This is a genomic window from Erythrobacter ramosus (genome assembly GCF_009828055.1).
In the GTDB taxonomy this organism is placed as follows: domain Bacteria; phylum Pseudomonadota; class Alphaproteobacteria; order Sphingomonadales; family Sphingomonadaceae; genus Erythrobacter; species Erythrobacter ramosus.
This window is the reverse complement of sequence record NZ_WTYB01000001.1, coordinates 406,154-426,673: the sequence shown is the minus strand read 5'-3', so window position 1 is coordinate 426,673 and position 20,520 is coordinate 406,154. Positions and strand designations below refer to the sequence as shown.

General features: G+C 64.4%; 18 protein-coding genes and 1 tRNA gene. 11 read left to right on the top strand and 8 right to left on the bottom strand.

The window, feature by feature from the left end:
• Window positions 1–9 precede the first annotated feature (9 nt).
• Entirely contained in the window at window positions 10–390 is a 381-nt protein-coding gene (locus tag GRI59_RS02180; RefSeq protein ID WP_160759555.1) for a copper resistance protein CopC, read from the top strand.
• Between the two features lie 293 nt (window positions 391–683).
• Entirely contained in the window at window positions 684–2,945 is a 2,262-nt protein-coding gene (gene katG / locus GRI59_RS02175; RefSeq protein ID WP_272916981.1) for a catalase/peroxidase HPI, read from the top strand.
• 46 nt (window positions 2,946–2,991) lie between these two features.
• On the opposite strand, the gene GRI59_RS02170 is transcribed toward katG, so the two are convergent.
• A complete protein-coding gene (locus GRI59_RS02170; RefSeq protein WP_183363534.1) occupies window positions 2,992–3,240 on the bottom strand; it encodes a hypothetical protein in 249 nt (82 codons plus the stop codon).
• 213 nt (window positions 3,241–3,453) lie between these two features.
• Here GRI59_RS02170 and GRI59_RS02165 point away from each other — a divergent pair, with 213 nt between their 5' ends.
• The gene (locus GRI59_RS02165) at window positions 3,454–5,103 is read left to right on the top strand and encodes a DUF885 family protein (RefSeq protein ID WP_221190895.1); all 1,650 of its coding nucleotides are present in this window, start codon (window positions 3,454–3,456) and stop codon (window positions 5,101–5,103) included.
• Between the two features lie 92 nt (window positions 5,104–5,195).
• Here the strand turns inward: GRI59_RS02165 and GRI59_RS02160 are convergent.
• Both GRI59_RS02160 and panC read right to left on the bottom strand, forming a co-directional pair.
• Window positions 5,196–5,269, bottom strand: a tRNA-Gly gene (locus GRI59_RS02160).
• Window positions 5,270–5,327: 58 nt separating this feature from the next.
• Window positions 5,328–6,203, bottom strand: a complete 876-nt coding sequence (panC, locus tag GRI59_RS02155) for a pantoate--beta-alanine ligase (protein WP_160759553.1) — start codon at window positions 6,201–6,203, stop codon at window positions 5,328–5,330.
• Between the two features lie 98 nt (window positions 6,204–6,301).
• On the opposite strand from panC, the gene GRI59_RS02150 reads away from it, so the two are divergent.
• The 7 genes from GRI59_RS02150 to GRI59_RS02120 all read left to right on the top strand — a co-directional run bounded on the left by GRI59_RS02150 (window position 6,302) and on the right by GRI59_RS02120 (window position 15,845).
• Window positions 6,302–7,168 carry a division plane positioning ATPase MipZ gene (locus tag GRI59_RS02150; RefSeq protein ID WP_160759552.1) on the top strand — a complete coding sequence of 289 codons (867 nt, stop codon included), beginning with the start codon at window positions 6,302–6,304 and terminating at the stop codon, window positions 7,166–7,168.
• Entirely contained in the window at window positions 7,165–7,479 is a 315-nt protein-coding gene (locus GRI59_RS02145) for a J domain-containing protein (protein WP_160759551.1), read from the top strand. The genes GRI59_RS02150 and GRI59_RS02145 overlap by 4 nt, the downstream gene beginning before the upstream one ends.
• A 157-nt stretch (window positions 7,480–7,636) precedes the next feature.
• Window positions 7,637–9,052: a phosphoglucomutase/phosphomannomutase PgmG gene (gene pgmG, locus GRI59_RS02140; RefSeq protein WP_160759550.1), complete on the top strand. Its 1,416-nt coding sequence runs from the start codon at window positions 7,637–7,639 to the stop codon at window positions 9,050–9,052.
• 57 nt (window positions 9,053–9,109) lie between these two features.
• Window positions 9,110–10,816, top strand: a complete 1,707-nt coding sequence (locus tag GRI59_RS02135) for an Hsp70 family protein (RefSeq protein WP_160759549.1) — start codon at window positions 9,110–9,112, stop codon at window positions 10,814–10,816.
• Window positions 10,813–12,426, top strand: coding sequence for a hypothetical protein (locus GRI59_RS02130; RefSeq protein WP_160759548.1), 1,614 nt, complete (start codon window positions 10,813–10,815; stop codon window positions 12,424–12,426). Before GRI59_RS02135 ends, GRI59_RS02130 begins: the two co-directional genes overlap by 4 nt.
• 64 nt (window positions 12,427–12,490) lie before the next feature.
• Entirely contained in the window at window positions 12,491–13,357 is an 867-nt protein-coding gene (locus GRI59_RS02125; protein ID WP_160759547.1) for a DUF2059 domain-containing protein, read from the top strand.
• A complete protein-coding gene (locus GRI59_RS02120; protein WP_237440644.1) occupies window positions 13,305–15,845 on the top strand; it encodes a ligase-associated DNA damage response DEXH box helicase in 2,541 nt (846 codons plus the stop codon). Before GRI59_RS02125 ends, GRI59_RS02120 begins: the two co-directional genes overlap by 53 nt.
• 22 nt (window positions 15,846–15,867) lie before the next feature.
• Here the strand turns inward: GRI59_RS02120 and GRI59_RS02115 are convergent, their stop codons facing one another.
• The 5 genes from GRI59_RS02115 to GRI59_RS02095 all read right to left on the bottom strand — a co-directional run bounded on the left by GRI59_RS02115 (window position 15,868) and on the right by GRI59_RS02095 (window position 19,243).
• Window positions 15,868–16,302: an ExbD/TolR family protein gene (locus GRI59_RS02115; RefSeq protein WP_237440643.1), complete on the bottom strand. Its 435-nt coding sequence runs from the start codon at window positions 16,300–16,302 to the stop codon at window positions 15,868–15,870.
• Between the two features lie 296 nt (window positions 16,303–16,598).
• The gene (locus GRI59_RS02110; protein WP_160759546.1) at window positions 16,599–17,030 is read right to left on the bottom strand and encodes an ExbD/TolR family protein; all 432 of its coding nucleotides are present in this window, start codon (window positions 17,028–17,030) and stop codon (window positions 16,599–16,601) included.
• A 31-nt stretch (window positions 17,031–17,061) separates the two neighbouring features.
• Window positions 17,062–17,592 carry an ExbD/TolR family protein gene (locus GRI59_RS02105; RefSeq protein ID WP_183363536.1) on the bottom strand — a complete coding sequence of 177 codons (531 nt, stop codon included), beginning with the start codon at window positions 17,590–17,592 and terminating at the stop codon, window positions 17,062–17,064.
• Between the two features lie 130 nt (window positions 17,593–17,722).
• Window positions 17,723–18,496, bottom strand: coding sequence for a MotA/TolQ/ExbB proton channel family protein (locus tag GRI59_RS02100; protein WP_160759545.1), 774 nt, complete (start codon window positions 18,494–18,496; stop codon window positions 17,723–17,725).
• 66 nt (window positions 18,497–18,562) lie between these two features.
• The gene (locus GRI59_RS02095; RefSeq protein WP_160759544.1) at window positions 18,563–19,243 is read right to left on the bottom strand and encodes an energy transducer TonB; all 681 of its coding nucleotides are present in this window, start codon (window positions 19,241–19,243) and stop codon (window positions 18,563–18,565) included.
• A 395-nt stretch (window positions 19,244–19,638) separates the two neighbouring features.
• Here GRI59_RS02095 and GRI59_RS02090 point away from each other — a divergent pair, with 395 nt between their 5' ends.
• Complete coding sequence (locus GRI59_RS02090; RefSeq protein WP_237440642.1) at window positions 19,639–20,505, top strand: hypothetical protein; 867 nt, start codon at window positions 19,639–19,641, stop codon at window positions 20,503–20,505.
• The last annotated feature ends 15 nt before the right edge of the window (window positions 20,506–20,520 follow it).

The window sequence follows — 20,520 nt, the reverse complement described above, 5'->3', positions numbered from 1 at the left end:
ACACCAAACATGCGCATCCCTGCTTTCATCGCTGCTCTTGCCCTCACCACGCTCGCGCCCGCGGCACTGCTAGCCCACGTCCAGCTTACCGCCTCGACGCCGACAGCTGACTCTTCCGCCAAAGCGCCCAAGCAGATCACCCTCACCTTCAGTCAGCCGGTCGATCAAGCGAGCGCTGCCGCCAGCATTGTAATGACTGCCATGCCCGGGATGGCGAACCACGGTGAAATGCTCATCCGCAATTTCACGACAAGCTGGTCCGCTGACCGTACAACCCTGACGCTCACACTCAAGAAGCCCCTCCCGACCGGGAGCTACGAGGTGCGGTGGCAGGCCGCAGCGGGTGATGGTCACGCCATGAACGGGACGGTCGAATTTGCGGTAAGCTGACACCCGCCGCTGCTGTTCAAACGCAGCCTGCTCTTAGCGAGCCGACGGGACCAAGGTAATGAGCGGTTGGGGGTCGACGGCCGCTTCCGGATAGCTGGCCGAAAGTGGGCTTGATCGCGCTCAAGCTGTGTGGATCATCGACGCACCGCATCACAGTTATCGCGACAAGCCGTTTTCTCCGTTCAGCGCGCCGCCCTATGTGGCCCTCGGCGCGCATCGCTACCGGACCTGAACAACGGTTCTGACAATGTCTCGCGGTGCGTGATGATCAACAGACCAGAACGGGGCTACAAATGATTAGCAAAACGAAGGGGCTGTTGCTCCTGTCCTCCAGCCTTATGCTTGCCTTGCCTGCGGCGGCCACGCCTCCGGGGTTCAACGAGCATGGCATGGGCCGCGCGGCGATGCCGCAGACTGAAGCTGCGCCGCGCAATGTGCAGGGCTGGTGGCCCAATGTGGTCGACCTCAACCGCCTGCGCCAGAACGAATACAACCCCGACCCCAACGGCACGGATTTCGATTACGCAGCCGAATTCGCCAAGCTCGATCTGAAGGCGGTGAAGGCCGACATCAACGCTGCGCTGACAGATTCGCAGGAGTGGTGGCCGGCCGATTATGGCAATTATGCCGGGCTGTTCATCCGCCTCGCCTGGCACTCGGCAGGCACCTATCGTTCGGGTGACGGGCGCGGGGGTTCGGACGGCGGGCAGATCCGCTTTGAGCCGCTCAACTCCTGGCCCGATAACGGCAACCTCGATAAGGCTCGCCGCGTGCTGTGGCCGGTGAAGCAGAAGTACGGCGCGGCGCTTTCGTGGTCGGACCTCATCATCCTGGCAGGCAATGTCGCGCTCGAAAACACCGGCTTCACAACCTTCGGCTTTGCCGGTGGCCGCGCCGACGCGTGGGAGCCGGAGCTGGTCTATTGGGGCCCGGAAACCAAGTTCCTGACTTCGGAGCGCAACGCCGAGGGCGAAAACCTCGACACCCCGCTCGCCGCTTCGGAAATGGGTCTGATCTACGTCAATCCCGAAGGGCCGGAAGGCAATCCCGACATTCTCAAGTCCGCCCAGCAGATCCGTACCACGTTCGGGAGGATGGGAATGAATGACGAGGAAACCGCTGCGCTGGTGATCGGCGGGCACACCATCGGCAAGATGCACGGCGCGCGCAAGGCGGCCGATTGCGTCGGCAAGGAGCCCGCTGCCGAGGGCGTCGAGGCGCAGGGCTTGGGCTGGAAGAACACCTGCGGCACTGGCGTTGGCAAGGATGCGACCACCAGCGGCCTTGAAGGCGCGTGGACGGTTACGCCGATCCAGTGGAGCAGCAACTACCTTGAAAACCTCTATGGTTTCGAATGGAAGCAGACCACCAGCCCGGCCGGTGCCAAGCAGTGGGAGTCGGTCAATGCGGCAGATGTGAAGGTCGTCCCCGACGCGTTCGATCCGAACGTCACGCATTCGCCGGTGATGCTGACCACCGACCTCGCGCTGCGTTATGACCCGGCCTATGGCGCGATTACGAGCCGCTGGGCCAAGGACCCCAAGGCGATGGACGCGGCCTTCGCCCGTGCATGGTTCAAGCTGACCCACCGCGATCTTGGCCCCAAGGCGCGTTATGTCGGGGCCGAGGTGCCTGCCGAAGACCTGATCTGGCAGGACCCGCTGCCAAAGGCAGATTACGCCATGGTCGAAGCGGGCGACATCGCCCAGCTCAAGCAGGCGATCCGCGCCACCGGGCTCAGCCGCTCCGATCTGGTCCGCACCGCATGGGCATCTGCGGTCACTTTCCGTGACACCGATATGCGCGGCGGTGCCAACGGTGCGCGCATCCGGCTTGCGCCGCAGAAGGACTGGGGTGTGAATGATCCCGCCACGCTCGCCAAGGTGGTCACCGCGCTGGAAGCTGTGCAGGCGAAGTTCAACGCTGGCGCGGGTGCCAAGAAGGTGTCGATCGCCGATCTCGTGGTGCTCGGCGGCGTGGTCGCTGTCGAGGACGCGGCCAAGGCGGCGGGGCAGAGTGTCACCGTGCCTTTCACCCCGGGTCGGACCGATGCGACTGAGGCTCACACCGATGCCAAGAGCTTCGAACTGCTGCGTCCGGCAGCCGACGCCTTCCGCAATTTCTACAGCGACAAGGCCCGCCTGACGCCAACCCAGATGTTGATCGATCAGGCTGACACCTTGGGACTGACCGTGCCGGAAATGACCGTGTTGCTGGCAGGGATGCGGATGCTTGATGCCAATAGCGGCGGCGCCAAGCATGGGGTGTTCACCGATCGCCCCGGCACGCTTAGCAACGACTTCTTTGTGAACCTGCTCGACATGGGCAACACTTGGAAGCCGGCTGAGACCAAGGGCGTCTATGAAGGCCGCGACCGCACAACCGGCGCGCTCAAGTGGACCGCCACCGAAGTCGATCTGGTGTTCGGCTCCAATTCGGAACTGCGCGCCGTGGCGGAAACCTATGCGGTGAAAGGCGGCGAGCCAAAGTTCGCGCAAGACTTTGCCAAGGCCTGGAACAAGGTGATGATGCTCGACCGCTTCGATCTGCGGTAAGGCAAGACGACTGCGAGGCGCCGGGCTTACTGTCCGGCGCCTCCCTTCAAGGCAATCCGTCAGGTCGCCGCTCATCTACAGTTTCGCCTCCCAGGGCGCGGTACAGGGCGACCCGGTTGCTGGCTTCGATCAGCTGCGTTGCGAGAAGCGTGCGCTGTGCAGCGTAGGAAGCGCGCTGCGCATCGAGGCTGGCAAGGAAAGAATCGATCCCGCCGCGATAGCGCAGGTCGGCGAGACTGAAGCTAAAGGTGGCCGCCAGTCGGAGGTGCACGTGCGACTGGCGGCCGGGGGACATTCCAAAACTCCGGCGCCTCTTCGCAAAGGCCCTTTAAATTTGTGTGCGGATGCGTTGCGGCTGTTACGGGTCGAGACGGAGCCATTGCGTCTGACGTGACAGCCAGCTTTCCCCCAGCTGGGATTAGAGCCGGGCGGTTCTTTGCGCCGCAAATTTGCCCACTAGACAAAAGGCAATCGCCTTCGCACCCTCTGGCGGCAACCGGAGGCAATCATGCGGCACTTCCTGACGTTTCTCTTCCTTGTGGCCTGGGCGTCGGTGGCGAATGCACAAGCCGCGCCTAGCGGCACCTACGACGAGCTTCTCGCCGTGCACGAGGAGCTCCAGGCCTATATGGTGCCCGCTTTCACGCCGAGCGTGGTGCTCGATTCAGGAGCGCGGGTCGGTGAGCTCTATGCTGACCCGCTCATGGCGGACAAACGCGCAGGTCTGACGCGCTTTGAGGAACGCCTCGCCGGCATGGCGGTCGATAGCTGGCCGCGCGATCAGCAGGCTGACTTCCTCGCTGTGAAGTCACTGCTGAACGGCTACCGGTTCAATCTGGAGGTACTGCGACCATGGAAGCGCGACCCCGGCTTCTATCTGGATCCACTGATGCGGGTCGCCTTCACCGATCTGGGGGCAGGTGCGCAGGCCCGCGGGCGGGTGTCTGTACAGCTCGCCGCCATCCCGCCGATGCTGTCGGCGGCACGCGCCAACCTGACCGAGGCGGCCGGTGACTATGCTGACCTTGCGCTCTTCAACCTTGAGAACAGCGATGGGGTCAATCACTACCACCCCTACCGCGCCGTTCCGCCGCCCGGTATCATTGGCTGGTACGATGACCTCTTGGCGCGCAGCCGGGCCGATGCCCCAGAGCTTGAGCCGCAGGTCATGGCGGCGCGGGCCGCGATCATAGAGTTCCGTGACTGGCTACAGGCAGAGCGTGAAAGCATGACTGCGCCCGCGGGCGTCGGTCCTGAGCGTTATGACTGGTATATCCGGCATGTGCGGATGATACCCCTCTCCTCAGCGGAAATGCTGACGCTTGCCGAACGTGAGCACGAGCGCATGACCGCCGCGCTCGCGATCCTGCGCCACCGCAATCGCGACCTGCCGCAACTTGAACTGTCCACGAGCGCGCAAGAGCAGCAGGAGAAGGTTCGCCGAACCGACCAGCGGGTGCGCGAATTCCTCGTTCGCGAGGACATCATTACGATCCCTGAATTCGTGGGCGAGCTGGGCAGCAATACGCCCTGGATCGAGCGGCCAACCGGTCCTAATTTCTGGGAGCAGATCCAGTTTCGCGATCCGATCCCTGATCACTTGCACGCGGTCATCCCCGGCCACCGCTTCGATGCTGTCCTTGGCGAACGCGATAAGCGCCCGATCAGGGGCCGCTATAGCGACGGCGCGCGCGCCGAGGGCTGGGCGACCTATCTTGAGGAGGCGCTGATGCTGGCAGGGGCCACGCAGCACACGCCGCGCGCCGACGAGTTCATGGAGCTGTTCGGCATCTTCCGCGCGGCACGCGTTCCTGCCGACATCGCCATGCAGCACAATCGCTGGAACGTTCGTGAGGCCGTGGACTATATGCGCGCAAAGACGCCCTGGCTCGACGAGGACGTGGCGCGCGTCGACGCGGAAATCTACCTGCGCCGCCCGCCAGGCTACGGGATTGCCTATACGATCGGCAAGCTACAGATGGATGCGCTGCTGGCCGACCGCTCGCAGCAGCTGGGAGAGCGGTTCTCGCTGAGGGAGTTCCACGACACCTTCCTCGCCGCCGGCCGACTGCCGATCGCCCTCATCCGCTACGAAATGACGGGGCTGGATGACGAGGTCGAGCTGTTCTGGAAGACCCCGCCTATCCCGCAGGAATAGGCGCAAATTGCGGCCCACCTCTGTGACCCTAACGCGCGGCTCAGCCTTCTCAGGATCATTTTCCTGAGAATGTACTCCTATTTGTGAGGAAGTGGAGCGGGTAGCGGGAATCGAACCCGCATAGCCAGCTTGGAAGGCTGGAGCTTTACCACTAAGCTATACCCGCTCGGGTTTCGCCGGTGCCCATGCCATTGAATCGCGCGGTGCGTCAATATCGCGCAGCGTCACGCAGGCGCGTTCACCGCCATATTGTCGATGAGGCGGGTGTTGCCGATCCGGGCGGCGACCAGCAGGCGAGCGGGGGTTTTGCCCAAGGTGCCGAGCGGGGCCAACGAGCGGCTGTCAGCCAACTCGGCATAGTCGACGCTGGCAAAGCCTGCCGCGAGGATGTCGGCCTGCAATCCTGCCAAAGCGGTTGCCACATCGTCGCCGCCCTCGATTGCGGCGATGGCGGTCCGCATCGCGTGGGGCAGGGCTGCCGCCGCGCGGCGATCATCGGGCGTAAGATAGCGGTTGCGGCTGCTCATCGCCAAGCCGTCCGCCTCGCGCACGGTCGGCACGCCGATGATGGCGTCCACATGCGGGCGGGTGAGGTCGAGGTCACGTGCCATGGTGCGGATCACGGCGAGCTGCTGGAAATCCTTCTCACCGAAGAACGCCATGTCGGGCTGCACCTGATTGAACAGCTTGCACGCCACCGTCGCCACGCCGTCGAAATGCCCCGGTCGCGCCGCGCCGCAAAGCCCGTCGCTTACGCCTGCGACGCCAATATTGGTGGCGAAGCCGGATGGATACATCGCCTCCACATCCGGGGCCCACAGCAGGGCGACGCCTTCTGCCTCCAGCATAGCGGCGTCTTCCGCAAGTTGGCGGGGATAGGCATCCAGATCCTCGTTTACGCCGAACTGCTTGGGATTGACGAAGATCGATGCGACGACATGATCGGCCTCGGCCCGCGCGCGGCGAACCAGCGTGAGGTGCCCGTCGTGCAGCGCGCCCATGGTCGGCACCAGCGCAACCGTCGCGCCGCCGTGCCCTTCGGACGCCCGCAACTGTGCCAAAGCGGTTCTCAACATTTGCAGCGACGTGACCGTTTGCACCTGTGCGCCTCCAAGACTACAACAACACTCGTGCCCTAGCGGCGCAAGCTGTCCCATTTCAAGCCGATCCGCCCTCGGGCCCCGCGAAGAGACCGACCATGCCGCCCGCCTCGCGTGCTCAACCTTCCGAACCCGTGCTCGCGGGTCGCCGTCTGCGCAAGGGGCAGGCTCACCGGATCGTGTTCGCCAACGAAAAAGGCGGCACTGGCAAGTCGACCACGGCGGTCCATGTTGCGGTGGCGCTGTCCTATCTCGGCGCGCGAGTGGCTTCGATCGATCTCGATCCGCGCCAACGCACCATGCACCGCTATATCGAGAACCGGCTGACCACGCTGGAACGGCGCGGGCTCACGCTGCCGACCCCGGATTGCGAGGTGTTTCGCGGCAATAGCACTGCGGACCTGCTCGGCATGATCCGGCGGTTGGAAGCGAGTTGCGATTTCCTGATCATCGACAATCCGGGGCGCGATGATCCTTATGCGCGGATTGCAGTCGAGCAGGCCGATACTCTGGTCACGCCGATGAACGACAGTTTCGTCGATTTTGACCTGATCGGGCAGGTCGATGCGGAGACCTTCAAGGTCAAGAAGCTGTCCTTCTTTGCCGAGCTTATCTGGGAGGCGCGGATGCAGCGCAGCCGCATGACGATCGAACAGCAGCGGCCGGAGATGGACTGGATTGTGGTCAGGAACCGCACCGGCCACGTCGAAGCGCGCAATCAGGCGCGTCTGCACAAAGCGCTGAGCGAGATGGCCAAGCGGGTTGGCTTCCGGGTGACCCAAGGCCTTTCGGAGCGCGTGATCTATCGCGAGCTGTTCCCGTCCGGGCTGACACTGCTCGACAAGGGGCATCTGGGTGAGCTCGGCACCAGCCACCTCGTCGCGCGGCAGGAACTGCGCGCGCTGGTCAAGGCGCTAAGCCTGCCTGCTTTTGATCGTGAGCAGGGTGAGCTGGAGATGGCATGAAGTACGTTCTGCTGATTGTTGTCGCTTGCGTGTTCTGCCGCTGGGCTTTGGGCAAGTGGCCGTGGGAGTTCCTGCGCTCGCCCTCCACCCGCAGTCAGGCCACCTTCCGGGCGCGGAAGCTGCTCGGGGTCGAAGCGGGGGCGGATCGTGACGAGATCATTCTCGCCCACCGCCGCCTGACCACGCTGGTGCACCCTGACAAGGGCGGCACCACAGCCGCGATGCAGGAAGCCAATGCCGCGCGCGATCTGCTGCTGGCTGAATTGCCGAACCCGCCGGTGATTTCGTCGGACGATGACCTGCCCCGGTAATCGGCGGCGCCACCGAACGGGCCTGGCCGCAATGTTCGTGCTGGCTAATCCGTTGATCGGACAGGAATCTACGCTATCCTGCAAGACGACGGCTTCCCATTTGAGCAGCTGCCATTCTATGTGGCCCTGACATAGCGGCAATGGAGTACCTCTCGCCATGAAACACCAATTTCACCAGACCGTGCTGCGAGAATACGACATTCGCGGGATCATCGGCGAGACGCTGGGCGCGGATGACGCGCGCGCGATTGGCCGGGCGTTCGGCACCTTGCTGCGTGACGCGGGCGGCACCACCGTGGCGGTGGGCTATGACGGGCGGGTCAGCTCACCGATGCTCGAACACGCGCTGGTTGAAGGCCTGACCGCAAGTGGCTGCGATGTGGTGCGGATCGGCATGGGCGCGACCCCGATGCTCTATTACGCCGAAGCCTCAGATGAAGAGGTGGATGGCGGCATTGAGATAACTGGCAGCCACAATCCCCCCAATTACAATGGCTTCAAGATGGTGTTTCAGGGGCGCCCGTTCTTCGGCGCTGATATCCAGAAGCTCGGGGAACTGGCAGCAGACGGGGCGTTTGCCAGTGGCACGGGCAACGTCACCACGCGCGACATCCTTGGTGCGTATGTCGAGCGCCTGCTCGAAGGCCTCGCCGGGATCGATCCCGCCAAGCTCGAAGGGCTGCGCGTCGGCTGGGATGCCGGGAATGGCGCGGCGGGCCCCGCGCTCGAAGCGCTGGCGGCCCGGCTGCCGGGGGAACATCATCTGCTCTTTACCGAAGTTGACGGACATTTCCCCAACCACCATCCTGATCCGACTGTCGAAGCCAACCTGGCTGATCTGCGCGCACTCGTCGCAGACAAGAATCTCGATTTCGGAGTGGCATTTGACGGCGATGGCGACCGGATCGGTGCGATCGACGGGACGGGCCGCGTGATCTGGGGCGATCAGCTCTTGATGATCTACGCCGAGGATCTGCTGAAAACCTCCCCGAACGCCACGATTATTGCCGATGTGAAAGCCAGTCGCGCCCTGTTTGACAGGGTCACGGAACTGGGTGGCACACCGTTGATGTGGAAGACCGGCCATTCGCTCATAAAGTCCAAAATGAAGGAAACGGGCGCTCCGCTCGCGGGGGAGATGAGCGGCCACGTATTTTTCGCTGACCAGTATTACGGCTTTGATGACGCGCTCTACGCAGGAATACGGTTGCTGGCGGCTTCGGCCCGGCTCGGCAAATCGGTGACCGAACTGCGCGGCGCGATCCCGCCGATGCTCAACACCCCGGAACTGCGCTTTCAGGTCGATGAAGTCCGCAAGTTTGCCGCCATGGCCGAGATTGCGGGACGGCTCATCACCAACCCCGGCCCGGAGGTCGAAAGCGTGAACGCCACCGACGGCGTGCGGGTGAACACCGCTGACGGCTGGTGGCTGCTGCGCGCATCGAACACGCAGGACGTGCTGGTCGCCCGCGCGGAAAGCGAGACGCCCGAGGGCCTCGAACGTCTGCTCGCGCAGATCGATGCGCAGCTGGCGGCATCGGGGCTGGAGCGCGGGGAATCGGTAGGGCACTGACCCCCAATCCCTCCGCAATTCCAATTGCCTGAGAACCCCGCCGCGCTATGACGGGGCATGCTCGTCGGGATCGATCTTGGCACCACCAACAGCGCGGTTGCGCTGTGGCAGGATGGTGCGCCGCAGCTGGTGCCCAATGCACTCGGCAAGGAACTTACGCCGTCCGCGGTCAGCCTTGCAAAGGGCGGGCAAAGCTGGGTTGGTGAGGCCGCGCTCGATCGGATGGCGACCCATCCGGCGGACACCGTCACCAGCTTCAAGCGGATGATGGGCACGGCGAGCACGGTCACACTCGCTGGCACGAACCTGACGCCCGAAGACCTCTCGGCGATGGTGCTGCGCAGCCTTGCCGATGATGTCGAAGCGGCGACGGGTGAGCGTCCCACCGGCGCCGTCATCACTGTCCCCGCCTATTTCAACGAACGCCAGCGCCGCGCCACCCGCCGGGCAGGCGAGATCGCCGGGCTTGAGGTCAAGCGCCTTATCAACGAACCCACCGCCGCAGCGCTCGCCTTTGGCCTTACGGATCGCGGGGATCGTGAGCCGTTTCTGGTGTTCGATCTGGGCGGTGGCACCTTCGACGTCTCGATCGTCGAGATGTTCGAAGGGATCGTCGAAGTGCGCGCGTCGGCCGGCGACAACCGGCTCGGCGGCGACGATTTCGACGAGGCGCTGGTCAAGCTGGTCGAGCCGATGCTCGAAAATCGCGCGGCGCTGGACACACTGCCAGCCGACCGCCGCCGGGCGCTGCTCACCCTTGCGGCTGAACGCACCCGCCGGGCGCTCAGCAGCGCCGAGGCGGCTGACTTTACGCTAGTGGCGGACGGCACCCCGCTCACCGCACGTGTCACCACCGAAGCTTTCGAGGAAGCCGCTGCACCGCTGGTCAAGCGATTGCGTGATCCGGTGATCCGCGCGCTGCGCGACTGCCATATCGACGTGCGCACCCTCTCGGACATCGTGCTGGTTGGCGGGGCGACGCGGATGCCGGTGGTGAGGAAGGCGCTCACCCGGATGTTCGGGCGCTTCCCCAATGCGACGGTCCACCCCGATCATGCCGTCGCGCTGGGTGCGGCGATTCAGGCCGGGCTGTTGTCGGGCGGGGACGGGCTGGAGGAAATCCGCATCACTGACGTTGCGCCCTTCACGCTGGGCGTCAACACCGCCACCCGCGACGCGCATGGCCGCTTTCACGACGATATCTTCGCGCCGATCATCGAGCGCAACACGCCCGTTCCTGTCAGCCGGATGGAGCGGTTCTTCACCCTCGGCGACAATCAGCGCACGGTGGTGTTCGCGATCTATCAGGGCGAAGCGCGCGACGTGAAGAAGAACGTCAAGCTTGGTGAGCTCGAAGTGCCGGTGCCCGCGCGCCCGGCGGGTGAGGTCGCGGTCGATGTGCGCTTCACCTATGACACCAGCGGGCTGCTGGAGGTTGATGTTGCGGTGCCGGCCACCGGCATGACGCGCAATCTGGTGATCGTCGACGAGGATGATCGGCGCGCAGCAGGCGATATCGCGGCCAGCCGCAATCGGATCGAGAAGCTGAAGGTCCACCCCCGCGATGAGGCGGAGAATGTCGCCCTGCTGGCGCGGGCCGAGCGGGCTTACGAAGGCTTCACCGGCCATGTGCGCGACGTGATCGGGCAGGGGCTGACCGAGTTTCAGGGCGCGCTCGATAAGCAAGACCCGCGCCTAATCGCTGACGCGCGTGAAGGGCTGTGCCGGCTGCTCGACCAGATCGAGGCCAATCCGCCGATATGAGCCGTGCCTTTCCGTGGAACCGGCTCGGGATCGACGCGACCAGCGACACTGCGGCGATCCGCAAAGCCTATGCCGACGCCCTGCGCGCAATCAATGTCGACGAGGATATCGCCGGTTTTGCCGAACTGCGCCGCGCCCGCGATGAGGCGCTGTGGCTTGCCGCGCGCAGCCAGCAGGGCGAGGATGAGGGCGACAATTTCGGTCTTGGCGATCTTGATGATGATTGGGACGATGACGGGGACTATGACGAGGATGCGTGGTCCGACGATAGCCCCGCTACCTATCACCCCGACCCGCTGGAAAGCCGCCCGGCGCCTGAACTGACCCAAAGCCAGCTGCGCGCTCAGACCGCGTGGCAGACGCTGCTGGGCGTGCTCTACCCAGATGGTGCGCAAAGCGATGATGCGGTGACTTTCGCCGAGCTTGACGCAGGCCGCACCGCGCTCGACGTGCTGATTGCGCGGGCGGACGAGGCTGATCTGGCCGAACACGACGCCCTCGACGATGCGCTGGCCGAGCTGTTCGCCCGCACCTGGCCGCGCTCGGCCCCGTTTGTCGAACAGGCCAATGCGGCGTTCCGCTGGCTGGAGGAGGCGGGCGCTTTGGAGGAACGACCGGCGCTGATGTTCCTCAACCAGCGGCTGAAGGGGATGCGCTTTCACGAGAAGGTGCAGCAGCCCGATCACCCGCTGCACAAGGCCTGGGCCGAGCTTGTCCGCCCCGGCCGGGCCGGGGTGTTCGACCGGCTCAGGGTCAAGCGGCTGGAGGTTCACAAGCTGCTCGAAGGCGTCCGCACACGCTATCCTGAACTCGAAACCTACCTTGATGCCGAACGGGTCGCATCGTGGGACAAAGGCGCCGTGCTGGAGGGCAATCCGGGCGGGTTCGGCCCGGCGGTGGTGCGCTGGGTGCTGATTGCGGTGCTGGTCGGGGCTGCGCTGGCGCGGCTGGGTGCTAGCCTTTCCGGTGCGAATGATGACCAGGACACGCCTGCAGCCGATGCTGCCGCCGAAGCGCTGCGTGTCGCGCAGGGCGACATGGCGATGGCCGACATTTTTGGGGCGGGAACCGATATGGCCGCTGTGCGGGCAGCCGACCCGGCGCTGGCCGACGAACTCGCCCCGCTTGCGGGTCTGAGCGGGGGCAATGCCGGCCCGGCGATGACATCCTTTATCCGGCTGAAGGCGCTCGCCTCGGCCAGTGCTGCGGACGCGGGCAATCTGGCAGTGCGCCTCGATCTCAAGAGCCTGTGGATGCAAGCGGCGCAGCGGCAATTGGATGCGGTGTGCCGCAAGGTCATGACCGGCAATTTCGTCGGCCTCGATCTCGCGTTGACCGACAAGGAGCGCGACCGGGAACGGGCGCTGCTCAGGCAATTGCTGGATGCCAAGCTGCTGGGGCAGGAAGCCAAGGGCGGCGAATACCGCTATGCCATTCCCGGCTGGCTGGTGGGCGATACGATCAAGCGCAGCGGGCTGTCGGATGACACGCTGACCGCGGCGCTGACCGATCCCGAGCACCCGGACCGCTGCAAGGCCGAAGGCGCGCTGATCGAGGCGATCCGCGCTTCATCGCAGCCGGTGCCGGAGGATGTTCTCAAGGGTGTATGAGACGCCGGACTGGCGCGCGCCGCGCTGGTGCGGCAGTGATGTGTTGAGAAACGGGAGAGATTCGATGAAGCACCTGATGCTGGCCGCCGCTGCTCTGATTGCCTTGCCGGGCGCTGTTGCCGCGCAGGACACGCCGCCTGAGGCAGCTGCCGCAACCGCCGCGGACAGCGACGGCATGGGCGAAGCGATGGCGAAGCTGCGCGGCATGTTCCCCGCAGAGCCCCTTACCGCCGAGCAGCAGGCCCGCCTCCCCGCCGCCGAGCGTCTCATCGCGCGGATCATTCCCGAAGGCACAATGGCCGAGATGATCGACAAGATGATGGGCGGGCTCCTCGGCCCGATCATGGAGCTGGGCCCTGACGGGGCGGCAACCACCATCGCCCGGCAGATCGGCGTGGAGAGCTATGCGCTGGATCTCGACGAGGCGAAGGCGGGCGAGCTTGCCAGCCTGTTCGATCCCGCGTGGCAGGAGCGTCAGAAGCGCGAGGCGGCCCTGTTCCCCGAAATGATGCGCGACATGATGGCGACGATGGAGCCGACCATGCGCAAGGCGATGTCCGAGCTTTACGCGATCCGCTTTACGGACAGCGAGCTGGCCGAGATCGACGGCTTCTTCGCCACCACGACGGGGACCAAATACGCCCGCGAATCCTTCCTGATGGCGAGCGATCCGCGGGTCGCGTCAGCTTCGATGGAGGCGATGCCGGCCATGATGGGCATGATCGGCGACATGGAGCAGCGCATGACCGAACGCACCGCCGATTTGCCCGCGGCGCGCAGCTTCGATGCGCTGTCTGCGGCAGAGCAGGCAAAGGTCGCCGAGCTGACCGGCTACAGCATCGACGAAATCAGGCAGAGCATCGCGATGAGGCAGAGCGATGACGCCGCGCTCGATGCCATGGCAACGGCTGCCGAGCAGCCCGACGAGTGACGTGATCCCGCCCGAACCTGGGCCAGACCCCGCCGTCCCGCCGCTGCCGCCTGAGATCGCGGGGTGGTTTGCTGCGCGGGGTTGGCGGGTGCGGCGGCATCAGTGGGAGATGCTGGCCAAGGCGCGGGAGGGCCGCCATGCCCTGCTCGTCGCCGATACCGGGGCGGGCAAGACGCTGGCGGGGTTCCTGCCGACGTTGTGCGACTTTGCCCCTTCTTCCGGGCCGGGGCCAGGGGACGGTTTGCACACGCTCTACGTCTCGCCGCTGAAGGCGCTGGCGCAGGATGTGAAGCGCAACCTGCTCACCCCGATCGAGGACATCGGTCTTCCCATCCGGGTCGAGACCCGCAGCGGCGACACCCCCTCCGATCGCAAGAAACGCCAGCGGGAACGTCCGCCGCACATCCTGCTGACCACGCCGGAAAGCCTCTCGCTGCTGCTGTCCTATCCCGAAAGCGCCGAACTGTTTGCAGGGCTGAAGCGGATCGTGATCGACGAGGTTCACGCCTTCGCCACCGACAAGCGCGGCGATCTGCTGGCGCTGAGCCTCGCGCGGCTGCACGCGCTGGCGCCGCAAGCGCAGCGGGTCGCGCTGTCGGCCACGCTCGCCAATCCGCGCGACTTTCAGGAATGGCTCGCCCCGCAATCGGGCGAGGATGGTGAAATCGCCGCGGCCGACCTGGTGCTGGGCGAGGTGGGGGCCGATCCCGAGGTTGAAATCCTGCTCCCCATCGAAGAGCGCGTCCCTTGGGGCGGGCACGCCGGGCGCTGGGCCGTCCCGCAGCTTTACGAGGCGATCAAGGCCAATCGCACCACGCTGCTCTTCACCAACACGCGCTTTCTGGCCGAGTTCATCTTCCAATGCCTGTGGGAGGCAAACGAGGATCACCTCCCCATCGGCATCCACCACGGCAGCCTCTCCACCGAGGCGCGGCGTAAGGTGGAAGAGGCGATGTCGCGCGGGGAATTGCGCGCGCTGGTGTGCACCGCCAGCTTGGATCTCGGGATCGACTGGGGGGACATTGATCTGGTCGTCCAGATGGGCGCGCCGAAGGGGGCGTCGCGCCTGCTGCAACGGATCGGGCGGGCGGGCCACCGGCTCGACACGCCGAGCCGCGCGGTGCTGGTGCCCGGCAACCGCTTCGAGTTCCTCGAAGCCATCGCGGCCAAGCAGGCGGTCGATGAAGGCCAGCGCGATGGCGAGGCGTTCCGGCCCGGTAGCTTGGATGTGCTCGCCCAGCACGTGATGGCCTGCGCCTGCGCTGCGCCGTTCCACGAAGACGCGCTATTGGCCGAGGTCAGGAGCGCGTTGGCCTATAGCTGGGTCGACCAAGCGACCTTTGCCCGCGTACTGAGCTTCGTGTCGAACGGGGGCTATGCGCTCAAAGCCTATGACCGGTTCCAGCGGATCGTGCGTGCGAAAGACGGCACCTGGCGGCTCGCCCATCCCAATCAGGCGCAGCGCCATCGGATGAACGCCGGGATCATCGTTGATTCCGAGATGCTGAATGTCCGCTTCAAGAATGGCCGCAGCCTTGGCAAGGTCGAGGAGCGGTTCGCCGCGCAGCTATCCCCCGGCGACACCTTCTTCTTTGCAGGCATGAGCCTTGAGGTCGAGGGCGTGAAGGACATGGACGTGGTGGTCCGCGCCGCCAAGAAGTCCGCCACCATCCCGAGCTATGGCGGGTTGCGCCTGCCGCTCACCACCCATCTGGCGACGCGGGTTCAGGGGCTGCTGGCTGACCGCGCCGGCTGGGGGCTATTCCCCGATGATGTGCGCGAATGGCTGGAGATGCAGGACTACCGCAGCCGCCTGCCCGCGCCGGGGGAGTTGCTGGTCGAAAGCTTCCCGCACGGAGGCAAGCATTACACCGCCTATTACACCTTCGAGGGTTGGAACGCGAACCAGAGCCTCGGGATGCTGATCACCCGGCGGATGGAGGATCGCGGGCTGCTGCCGGGCGGGTTCGTGGCGAATGACTATTGCCTTGCCGTGTGGGGATTGCGCGCGGTGACCGATCCGGTGCCATTGCTGTCGCCCGATATTCTGACCGACGAATTTGTCGAATGGGTCACCGAAAGCCACCTGCTGCGACGCGCGTTTCGCGAGGTCGCGGTGATCAGCGGGTTGGTGGAACGCCAGCAACCAGGCACGCGCAAGACTGGCAAGCAGGTCACCTTCTCGACTGATCTGATCTACGATGTGCTCAAGAAATACGAGCCCGATCACGTGCTGATCGAAGCCGCCTGGGCCGATGCGCGGGCGCGGATGACCGACGTTGGCCGGCTGGCGGCGCTGCTGGAGCGGTCAGAGCGTGAGCTGGTCCACGTCACCCTCGACCGCGTCTCACCACTGGCGGTGCCAGTGATGACGATGATCGGGCGCGAGGCGGTGCCGCAGGGTGCGGTGGATGATGAGTTGCTGCTCGAAGCCGAGGGCCTGATTGCGGCGGCGATGCGGCCGGACCTGCCGCTGGAGGGGGATTGACCCCTCCAACGGCGCAAGTGGCTCAGAAGTCCCGATACCGTTCATTGCCCACGAAGGTGAAACCCTTGGCACCTTCCTCGCGGATCAGGGCGATGGTGCGGGCGGCGGTATCGTAGCTGGCGTGTTTGTCCGGAGCGAAGCGCAGTATTGCTGGCGTTGTCAGCTCAGCTGCGGCGGCCACTTGCGCGCGCAGGGCGTCTGCCGAGACGGTTGTGCCGTTCCATGCAAGGCGATCCGCCGCATCAATGGTGATGGTGTTCTGATCCAGCACTGGCAGGCTCGGTTCTCGGCGCTCACCCGGCAGATCGACCGGGGTGACGTTCACCTTTACCGGCATGGCGAGGATCATCACGATCAGCAGCACCAGCAACACGTCGATGAAGGGGGTAACGTTCATCTCGCTGATCGGGCGGGGGCGGGGGGCGTAGAGGTTGGGGCGGGTCACGATGTGTGGCATGTTCGCTCTCCTGATGCAGAGCGGGCCTGCGGGATGGCACCCGCTCTGACTGCACAGAGAATATCGCAAAAAGAACAGGTTGCCTAACGCGTACCGGTACGGGGTCAGCAACCCGTCATCTCTACGGTCGCGATGTTCCCGAAATGTTTCACGTGAAACATTGGGCCGGACATAGATGCCCCCAAAGCAAAAAGGGCGCCGCGAACCTGCCGCAGCGCCCCCTTTGATGATCGTATAACCGCTGCATAAGCGGGCGATAACCGGTCTAAGACCGGTCAACCACCGGCCCAAAGACCTTACTTGCCGAAGTTGCGATACTTGTCGTTGCCGACGAAGCCGAACTTGGTCACGCCCGATCCCTTGATGTCGTTCAGCACCCGGGCCGACAGCGCATAGCTGGCCAGCGGCTCAGGCTCGAACTGCAATTCGGGCTCGACCGAGAGGGTCAGGCTCTGTTGCAGCGTCGCGACCAGTTCGCCTTCGGTCAGCGGGGTGCCGTTCCACAGGATCTGGTCGCCCGCCGTCAGCACCACCTTGTTCTTGATCGGATCAATCGGCGGCGGATTGGTCGGCGGTTGCGGCGTCGGCAAATCGATGTCGACCGAGTGGGTCGCCACCGGGATGGTGATGATGAACATGATCAGCAGAACGAGCAGAACGTCGATCAGCGGCGTCATGTTCATTTCCATCATCGGCTCGCCGTCAAGCTTGCCTCCAGACATTCCCATGTCAGTTACTCCTTAAGTTCGCTCTGGCAGGTCAGCCGTTCGGATCGACGGGGTTCGAAATGAACCCGACGACCGGATAGCCGGCGCGCTGGATGTTGTAGATCGTGCCTGCAACGCACTGCCACGGGGCGTTGACGTCGCCGCGGATGTGAACCTGCGGGATATCCTCAGGATTGGCCATCAGCGCTTCCGCACCGCCGGCCCGCTTGACGATGGCGTCAAGCTTCTTGAACGCCTGTTCCTGCAGTTCATCGGACGTCACCGGAGTGATGTTGTTGATGTAGACCCGGCATTGGCCATTGCGCGAGGCGCCGGCAAAGCCCGGTTGCCCGGCGCTGACACCGGCATCGTCAGTCGCGCTGACGGTGACGAGCAGGTTTTCGACCTTGTCCTTCGATTCCAGCGATTCGAAGACTGGAATTTCCAGCTTTTCGATAGTCTGGATCGCGACCGGAACCGCGATGAGGAAGATGATCAGGAGCACCAGCATCACGTCCACCAGCGGCGTGGTGTTGATGTCGGACATGGGGGTATCGACCCCGCCTCCCGTAGAAATCGCCATTGTGAATTCCTAGCCTGTCAAAACATTGACTTGAAACGCCTACCCGGTTCCGCGGCCGTGGCAGGCCGTGAGCCGGGCAGTGGTGGGAGCGGCCACGAGGGACGCTCCCACCGACTGTCGGCCATGACGATCAGGACTTGTTGAGCGTCGGGTTGGCGGCCGGCTTGGCAGCGGGCTTGGCAGCCGGAGCAGCCGCCGTCACCGCCGGCTTCACGGCGCCGTTCGAGTTCATATAGGCCAGCAGATCGGTCGAGAAGGTGCTGAGCATGGCCGCGATCTTGCGGTTGCGCGACTGCAGCCAGTTGAACGCGAACACCGCAGGCACGGCGACCAGAAGACCGATGGCGGTCATGATCAGCGCTTCACCGACGGGGCCGGCGACCTTGTCGATCGAGGCGTTACCGGCGATGCCGATGTTGATCAGCGCGCGGTAAATCCCGATCACGGTGCCGAGCAGACCAACGAACGGTGCAGTCGCACCCACGGTGGCGAGGAACGGCAGGCCGCCCGCGAGCACCGCGTTGATCGAATCTTCCGAACGCTGGAGCGAACCGTGCATGTAGTCATGCGATTCCAGAGCGTCGGTCATCTTGCCGTGCTCGTCCTGAGCCTTCACCGCATCGTCTGCGAGCTGGCGCCACGGGCCGTCCTTGTCCAGCTTGGTCGCGCCTTCCTTGAGGCTGCTTGCGCGCCAGAACTGGGTCTGCACGGCGTTGTACTGCTTCATCACCTTGTTCTGTTCGAACAGCTTGGTGAACATGATGTAGAACGAGCCGACCGACATGATCACCATGATGGTGAGGATCGACCAGGCAACCGGGCCGCCCTCACGCATGGCTTCGACGAAGCCAAACTTGCTTTCGGGCGCTGCATCAGCGGCGGCGGCGAGAAGATAGAGGTTCATTGCGAAAGTCCTTTTGAAAAATTGTCTCGTGGCGGGCGGCGCGGCGCCGCCTGCCGGATTGATCCGTCAGTTCAGCTTGTAGGTAATGCGCGTGGACCAGCTGGCGCTGATCGGGTCACCGGCGTCGTTCAGGGCCGGGTCAAACCGTCCGTAACGTTCGAGGTCCTTGCAGGCCGCAGTATCAAGGATGTCCGATCCGCTCGACGAGGTCACCGAACAGCCAGTGGCCTTGCCGTCAGGAGTCACGGTGACACGCACGCCCACGGTGCCTTCGATTTCTTCCTGCGCAGCACGGCGCGGGTAGTTATCCTGAATGCGGGCGGCCCAGCTGCGCTGACCCTTCGGCTGAACGCCGCGCGCCTTGGACGGCGGCTTGGCAACCGGCTCAGCAGGTCGCACCGGCTCCGGCGTCACATCAGGCCTGCGGAATACCTCTTGAGGCGTTTCGCGCTGCGTGGTCTGGATCGGTGATTCCCGCGGCATTTCGATCAGCGATTCCGGCGCGTTGGGCGGCGGAGGCGAGACCGGGTCGGGGGTATCAGGCTCTGGCGGCGGCGGCTCATCCGGCGGCGGCGGCTCCTCTTCCTTGACTTCCACAGTGGTCACACGTTCGATCGCCTCCTTGACGGCGTCGACGGCAAGAAAGACGACCATGCCCAGACCGACACTACCGACAATCGCGAGTGCGATAATCAGTGCGACAAGCTTGGGGCCGGTCAACCCTTGTTGTTGGCTAGCGTAGGACATCCAGCGCTTTCTCTCCAAATACTAGCCGATCTCGAGGATCGGCAAACTCCCCACCCCCCGGCCATAACAGCAGGTTGGCGGATCCCGGTCATTTCGGTCCTCCCACGCCGGGACAAGAAATACGGGCCAGCGCAATACGCATGGCCCGAAACCTTCCCCGGCTGGTACATTCTGAGCAAAACAACCCAGTCTGCAACCTGAACTGTTCCCGCGGCAATGTCCCCAGTCCCGCGCAATCAGTCACTCGGGCTTTAACTGGCATCCCCTAGCCGATCAAACCCTTTTGCGGTTCATAGACAATTCACTGCGAGCCATGTGCAAGAAGCACTGCTAAACGGCGGTCAAGCGGTCGTTCGTCGGAGGCTGTCACAGGGCCATAAGTTAAGGGTGAATTAATGCCGATTTTCAACACTCTGAAGTTATCGATCATGGCCACCGCAGGGCTTGCGCTGGTGCCGGTTGCTAGCCACGCTCAGGCGCCTGCACCGATTGCTGCGGCAGCCCCGGATGGGCCGACATATGCCGATCTGGCCACCTTTTCTGACGCTGCGGAACTGGTCATTCGGGCTCAGATTCGCCGCCAGACGACGCTCAAGCCCGATCGTGCACCCGGTCTCGCACCGGGATTCGCACGGCTATATATTGAAGCCAACACGCTTGCGTTGATCGCCGGGCGCAGCACGGTGGGCGGCACGCTGGCTTATCTGGTTGACGTTCCGCTGGACGCCAAGGGCAAGGTTCCCAAGTTGAAAAAGCGCGAATTCCTGCTGTTCGCGCGCAGCGTTCCGGGCCGCACGGGTGAGGTGCAGCTGGTCTCTCCCGGCGCGCAGCTGGCCTATACGCCGGAACTGGAAGCCCGCCTGCGTCCGATCCTGACCGAGCTTTACGCCGGGGCCAGCACGCCCCCCCGCATCACCGGGATCAGCGATGCCTTGGCGGTGCAGGGCACCTTGACCGGCGAATCGGAGACACAGATCTTTCTGGCAACCGAAAACCGCTCCCCCGTGTCGATCACCGTGCTGCGCCGTCCCGGCCAACGCCCGCAATGGGGTGTGTCGTGGGGCGAGATCATCGATTCGGCGGCGCGTCCGCCTGCGCCTGAGACGCTGCGCTGGTATCGCCTCGCCTGCGCGCTGCCTGCGCAGCTGCCGAGCAACGCCAACCTCGCCCGCGAGCCAGAGGAGCGGCGGCTTGCAACAGCGGATTATGCCTTCGTCCGAGAGGCGTTGGGGCCTTGTGTTCGGCGGATCACCAAAGGCTGATGGCAAGCATCCGCG

Bases quoted from the DNA above. Each gene is read 5' to 3' on its own strand.
- GRI59_RS02130 (WP_160759548.1), top strand. From the start codon at position 10,813: ATGAGCCGTGCCTTTCCGTGGAACCGGCTCGGGATCGACGCGACCAGC.
- GRI59_RS02165 (WP_221190895.1), top strand. From the start codon at position 3,454: ATGCGGCACTTCCTGACGTTTCTCTTCCTTGTGGCCTGGGCGTCGGTG.
- pgmG (WP_160759550.1), top strand. From the start codon at position 7,637: ATGAAACACCAATTTCACCAGACCGTGCTGCGAGAATACGACATTCGC.
- GRI59_RS02145 (WP_160759551.1), top strand. From the start codon at position 7,165: ATGAAGTACGTTCTGCTGATTGTTGTCGCTTGCGTGTTCTGCCGCTGG.
- GRI59_RS02095 (WP_160759544.1), bottom strand. From the start codon at position 19,243: ATGTCCTACGCTAGCCAACAACAAGGGTTGACCGGCCCCAAGCTTGTC.
- GRI59_RS02120 (WP_237440644.1), top strand. From the start codon at position 13,305: ATGACGCCGCGCTCGATGCCATGGCAACGGCTGCCGAGCAGCCCGACG.
- GRI59_RS02100 (WP_160759545.1), bottom strand. From the start codon at position 18,496: ATGAACCTCTATCTTCTCGCCGCCGCCGCTGATGCAGCGCCCGAAAGC.
- GRI59_RS02090 (WP_237440642.1), top strand. From the start codon at position 19,639: ATGCCGATTTTCAACACTCTGAAGTTATCGATCATGGCCACCGCAGGG.
- GRI59_RS02170 (WP_183363534.1), bottom strand. From the start codon at position 3,240: ATGTCCCCCGGCCGCCAGTCGCACGTGCACCTCCGACTGGCGGCCACC.
- GRI59_RS02125 (WP_160759547.1), top strand. From the start codon at position 12,491: ATGAAGCACCTGATGCTGGCCGCCGCTGCTCTGATTGCCTTGCCGGGC.
- GRI59_RS02115 (WP_237440643.1), bottom strand. From the start codon at position 16,302: ATGCCACACATCGTGACCCGCCCCAACCTCTACGCCCCCCGCCCCCGC.
- katG (WP_272916981.1), top strand. From the start codon at position 684: ATGATTAGCAAAACGAAGGGGCTGTTGCTCCTGTCCTCCAGCCTTATG.
- GRI59_RS02105 (WP_183363536.1), bottom strand. From the start codon at position 17,592: ATGGCGATTTCTACGGGAGGCGGGGTCGATACCCCCATGTCCGACATC.
- GRI59_RS02150 (WP_160759552.1), top strand. From the start codon at position 6,302: ATGCCGCCCGCCTCGCGTGCTCAACCTTCCGAACCCGTGCTCGCGGGT.
- GRI59_RS02180 (WP_160759555.1), top strand. From the start codon at position 10: ATGCGCATCCCTGCTTTCATCGCTGCTCTTGCCCTCACCACGCTCGCG.
- GRI59_RS02110 (WP_160759546.1), bottom strand. From the start codon at position 17,030: ATGGGAATGTCTGGAGGCAAGCTTGACGGCGAGCCGATGATGGAAATG.
- GRI59_RS02135 (WP_160759549.1), top strand. From the start codon at position 9,110: ATGCTCGTCGGGATCGATCTTGGCACCACCAACAGCGCGGTTGCGCTG.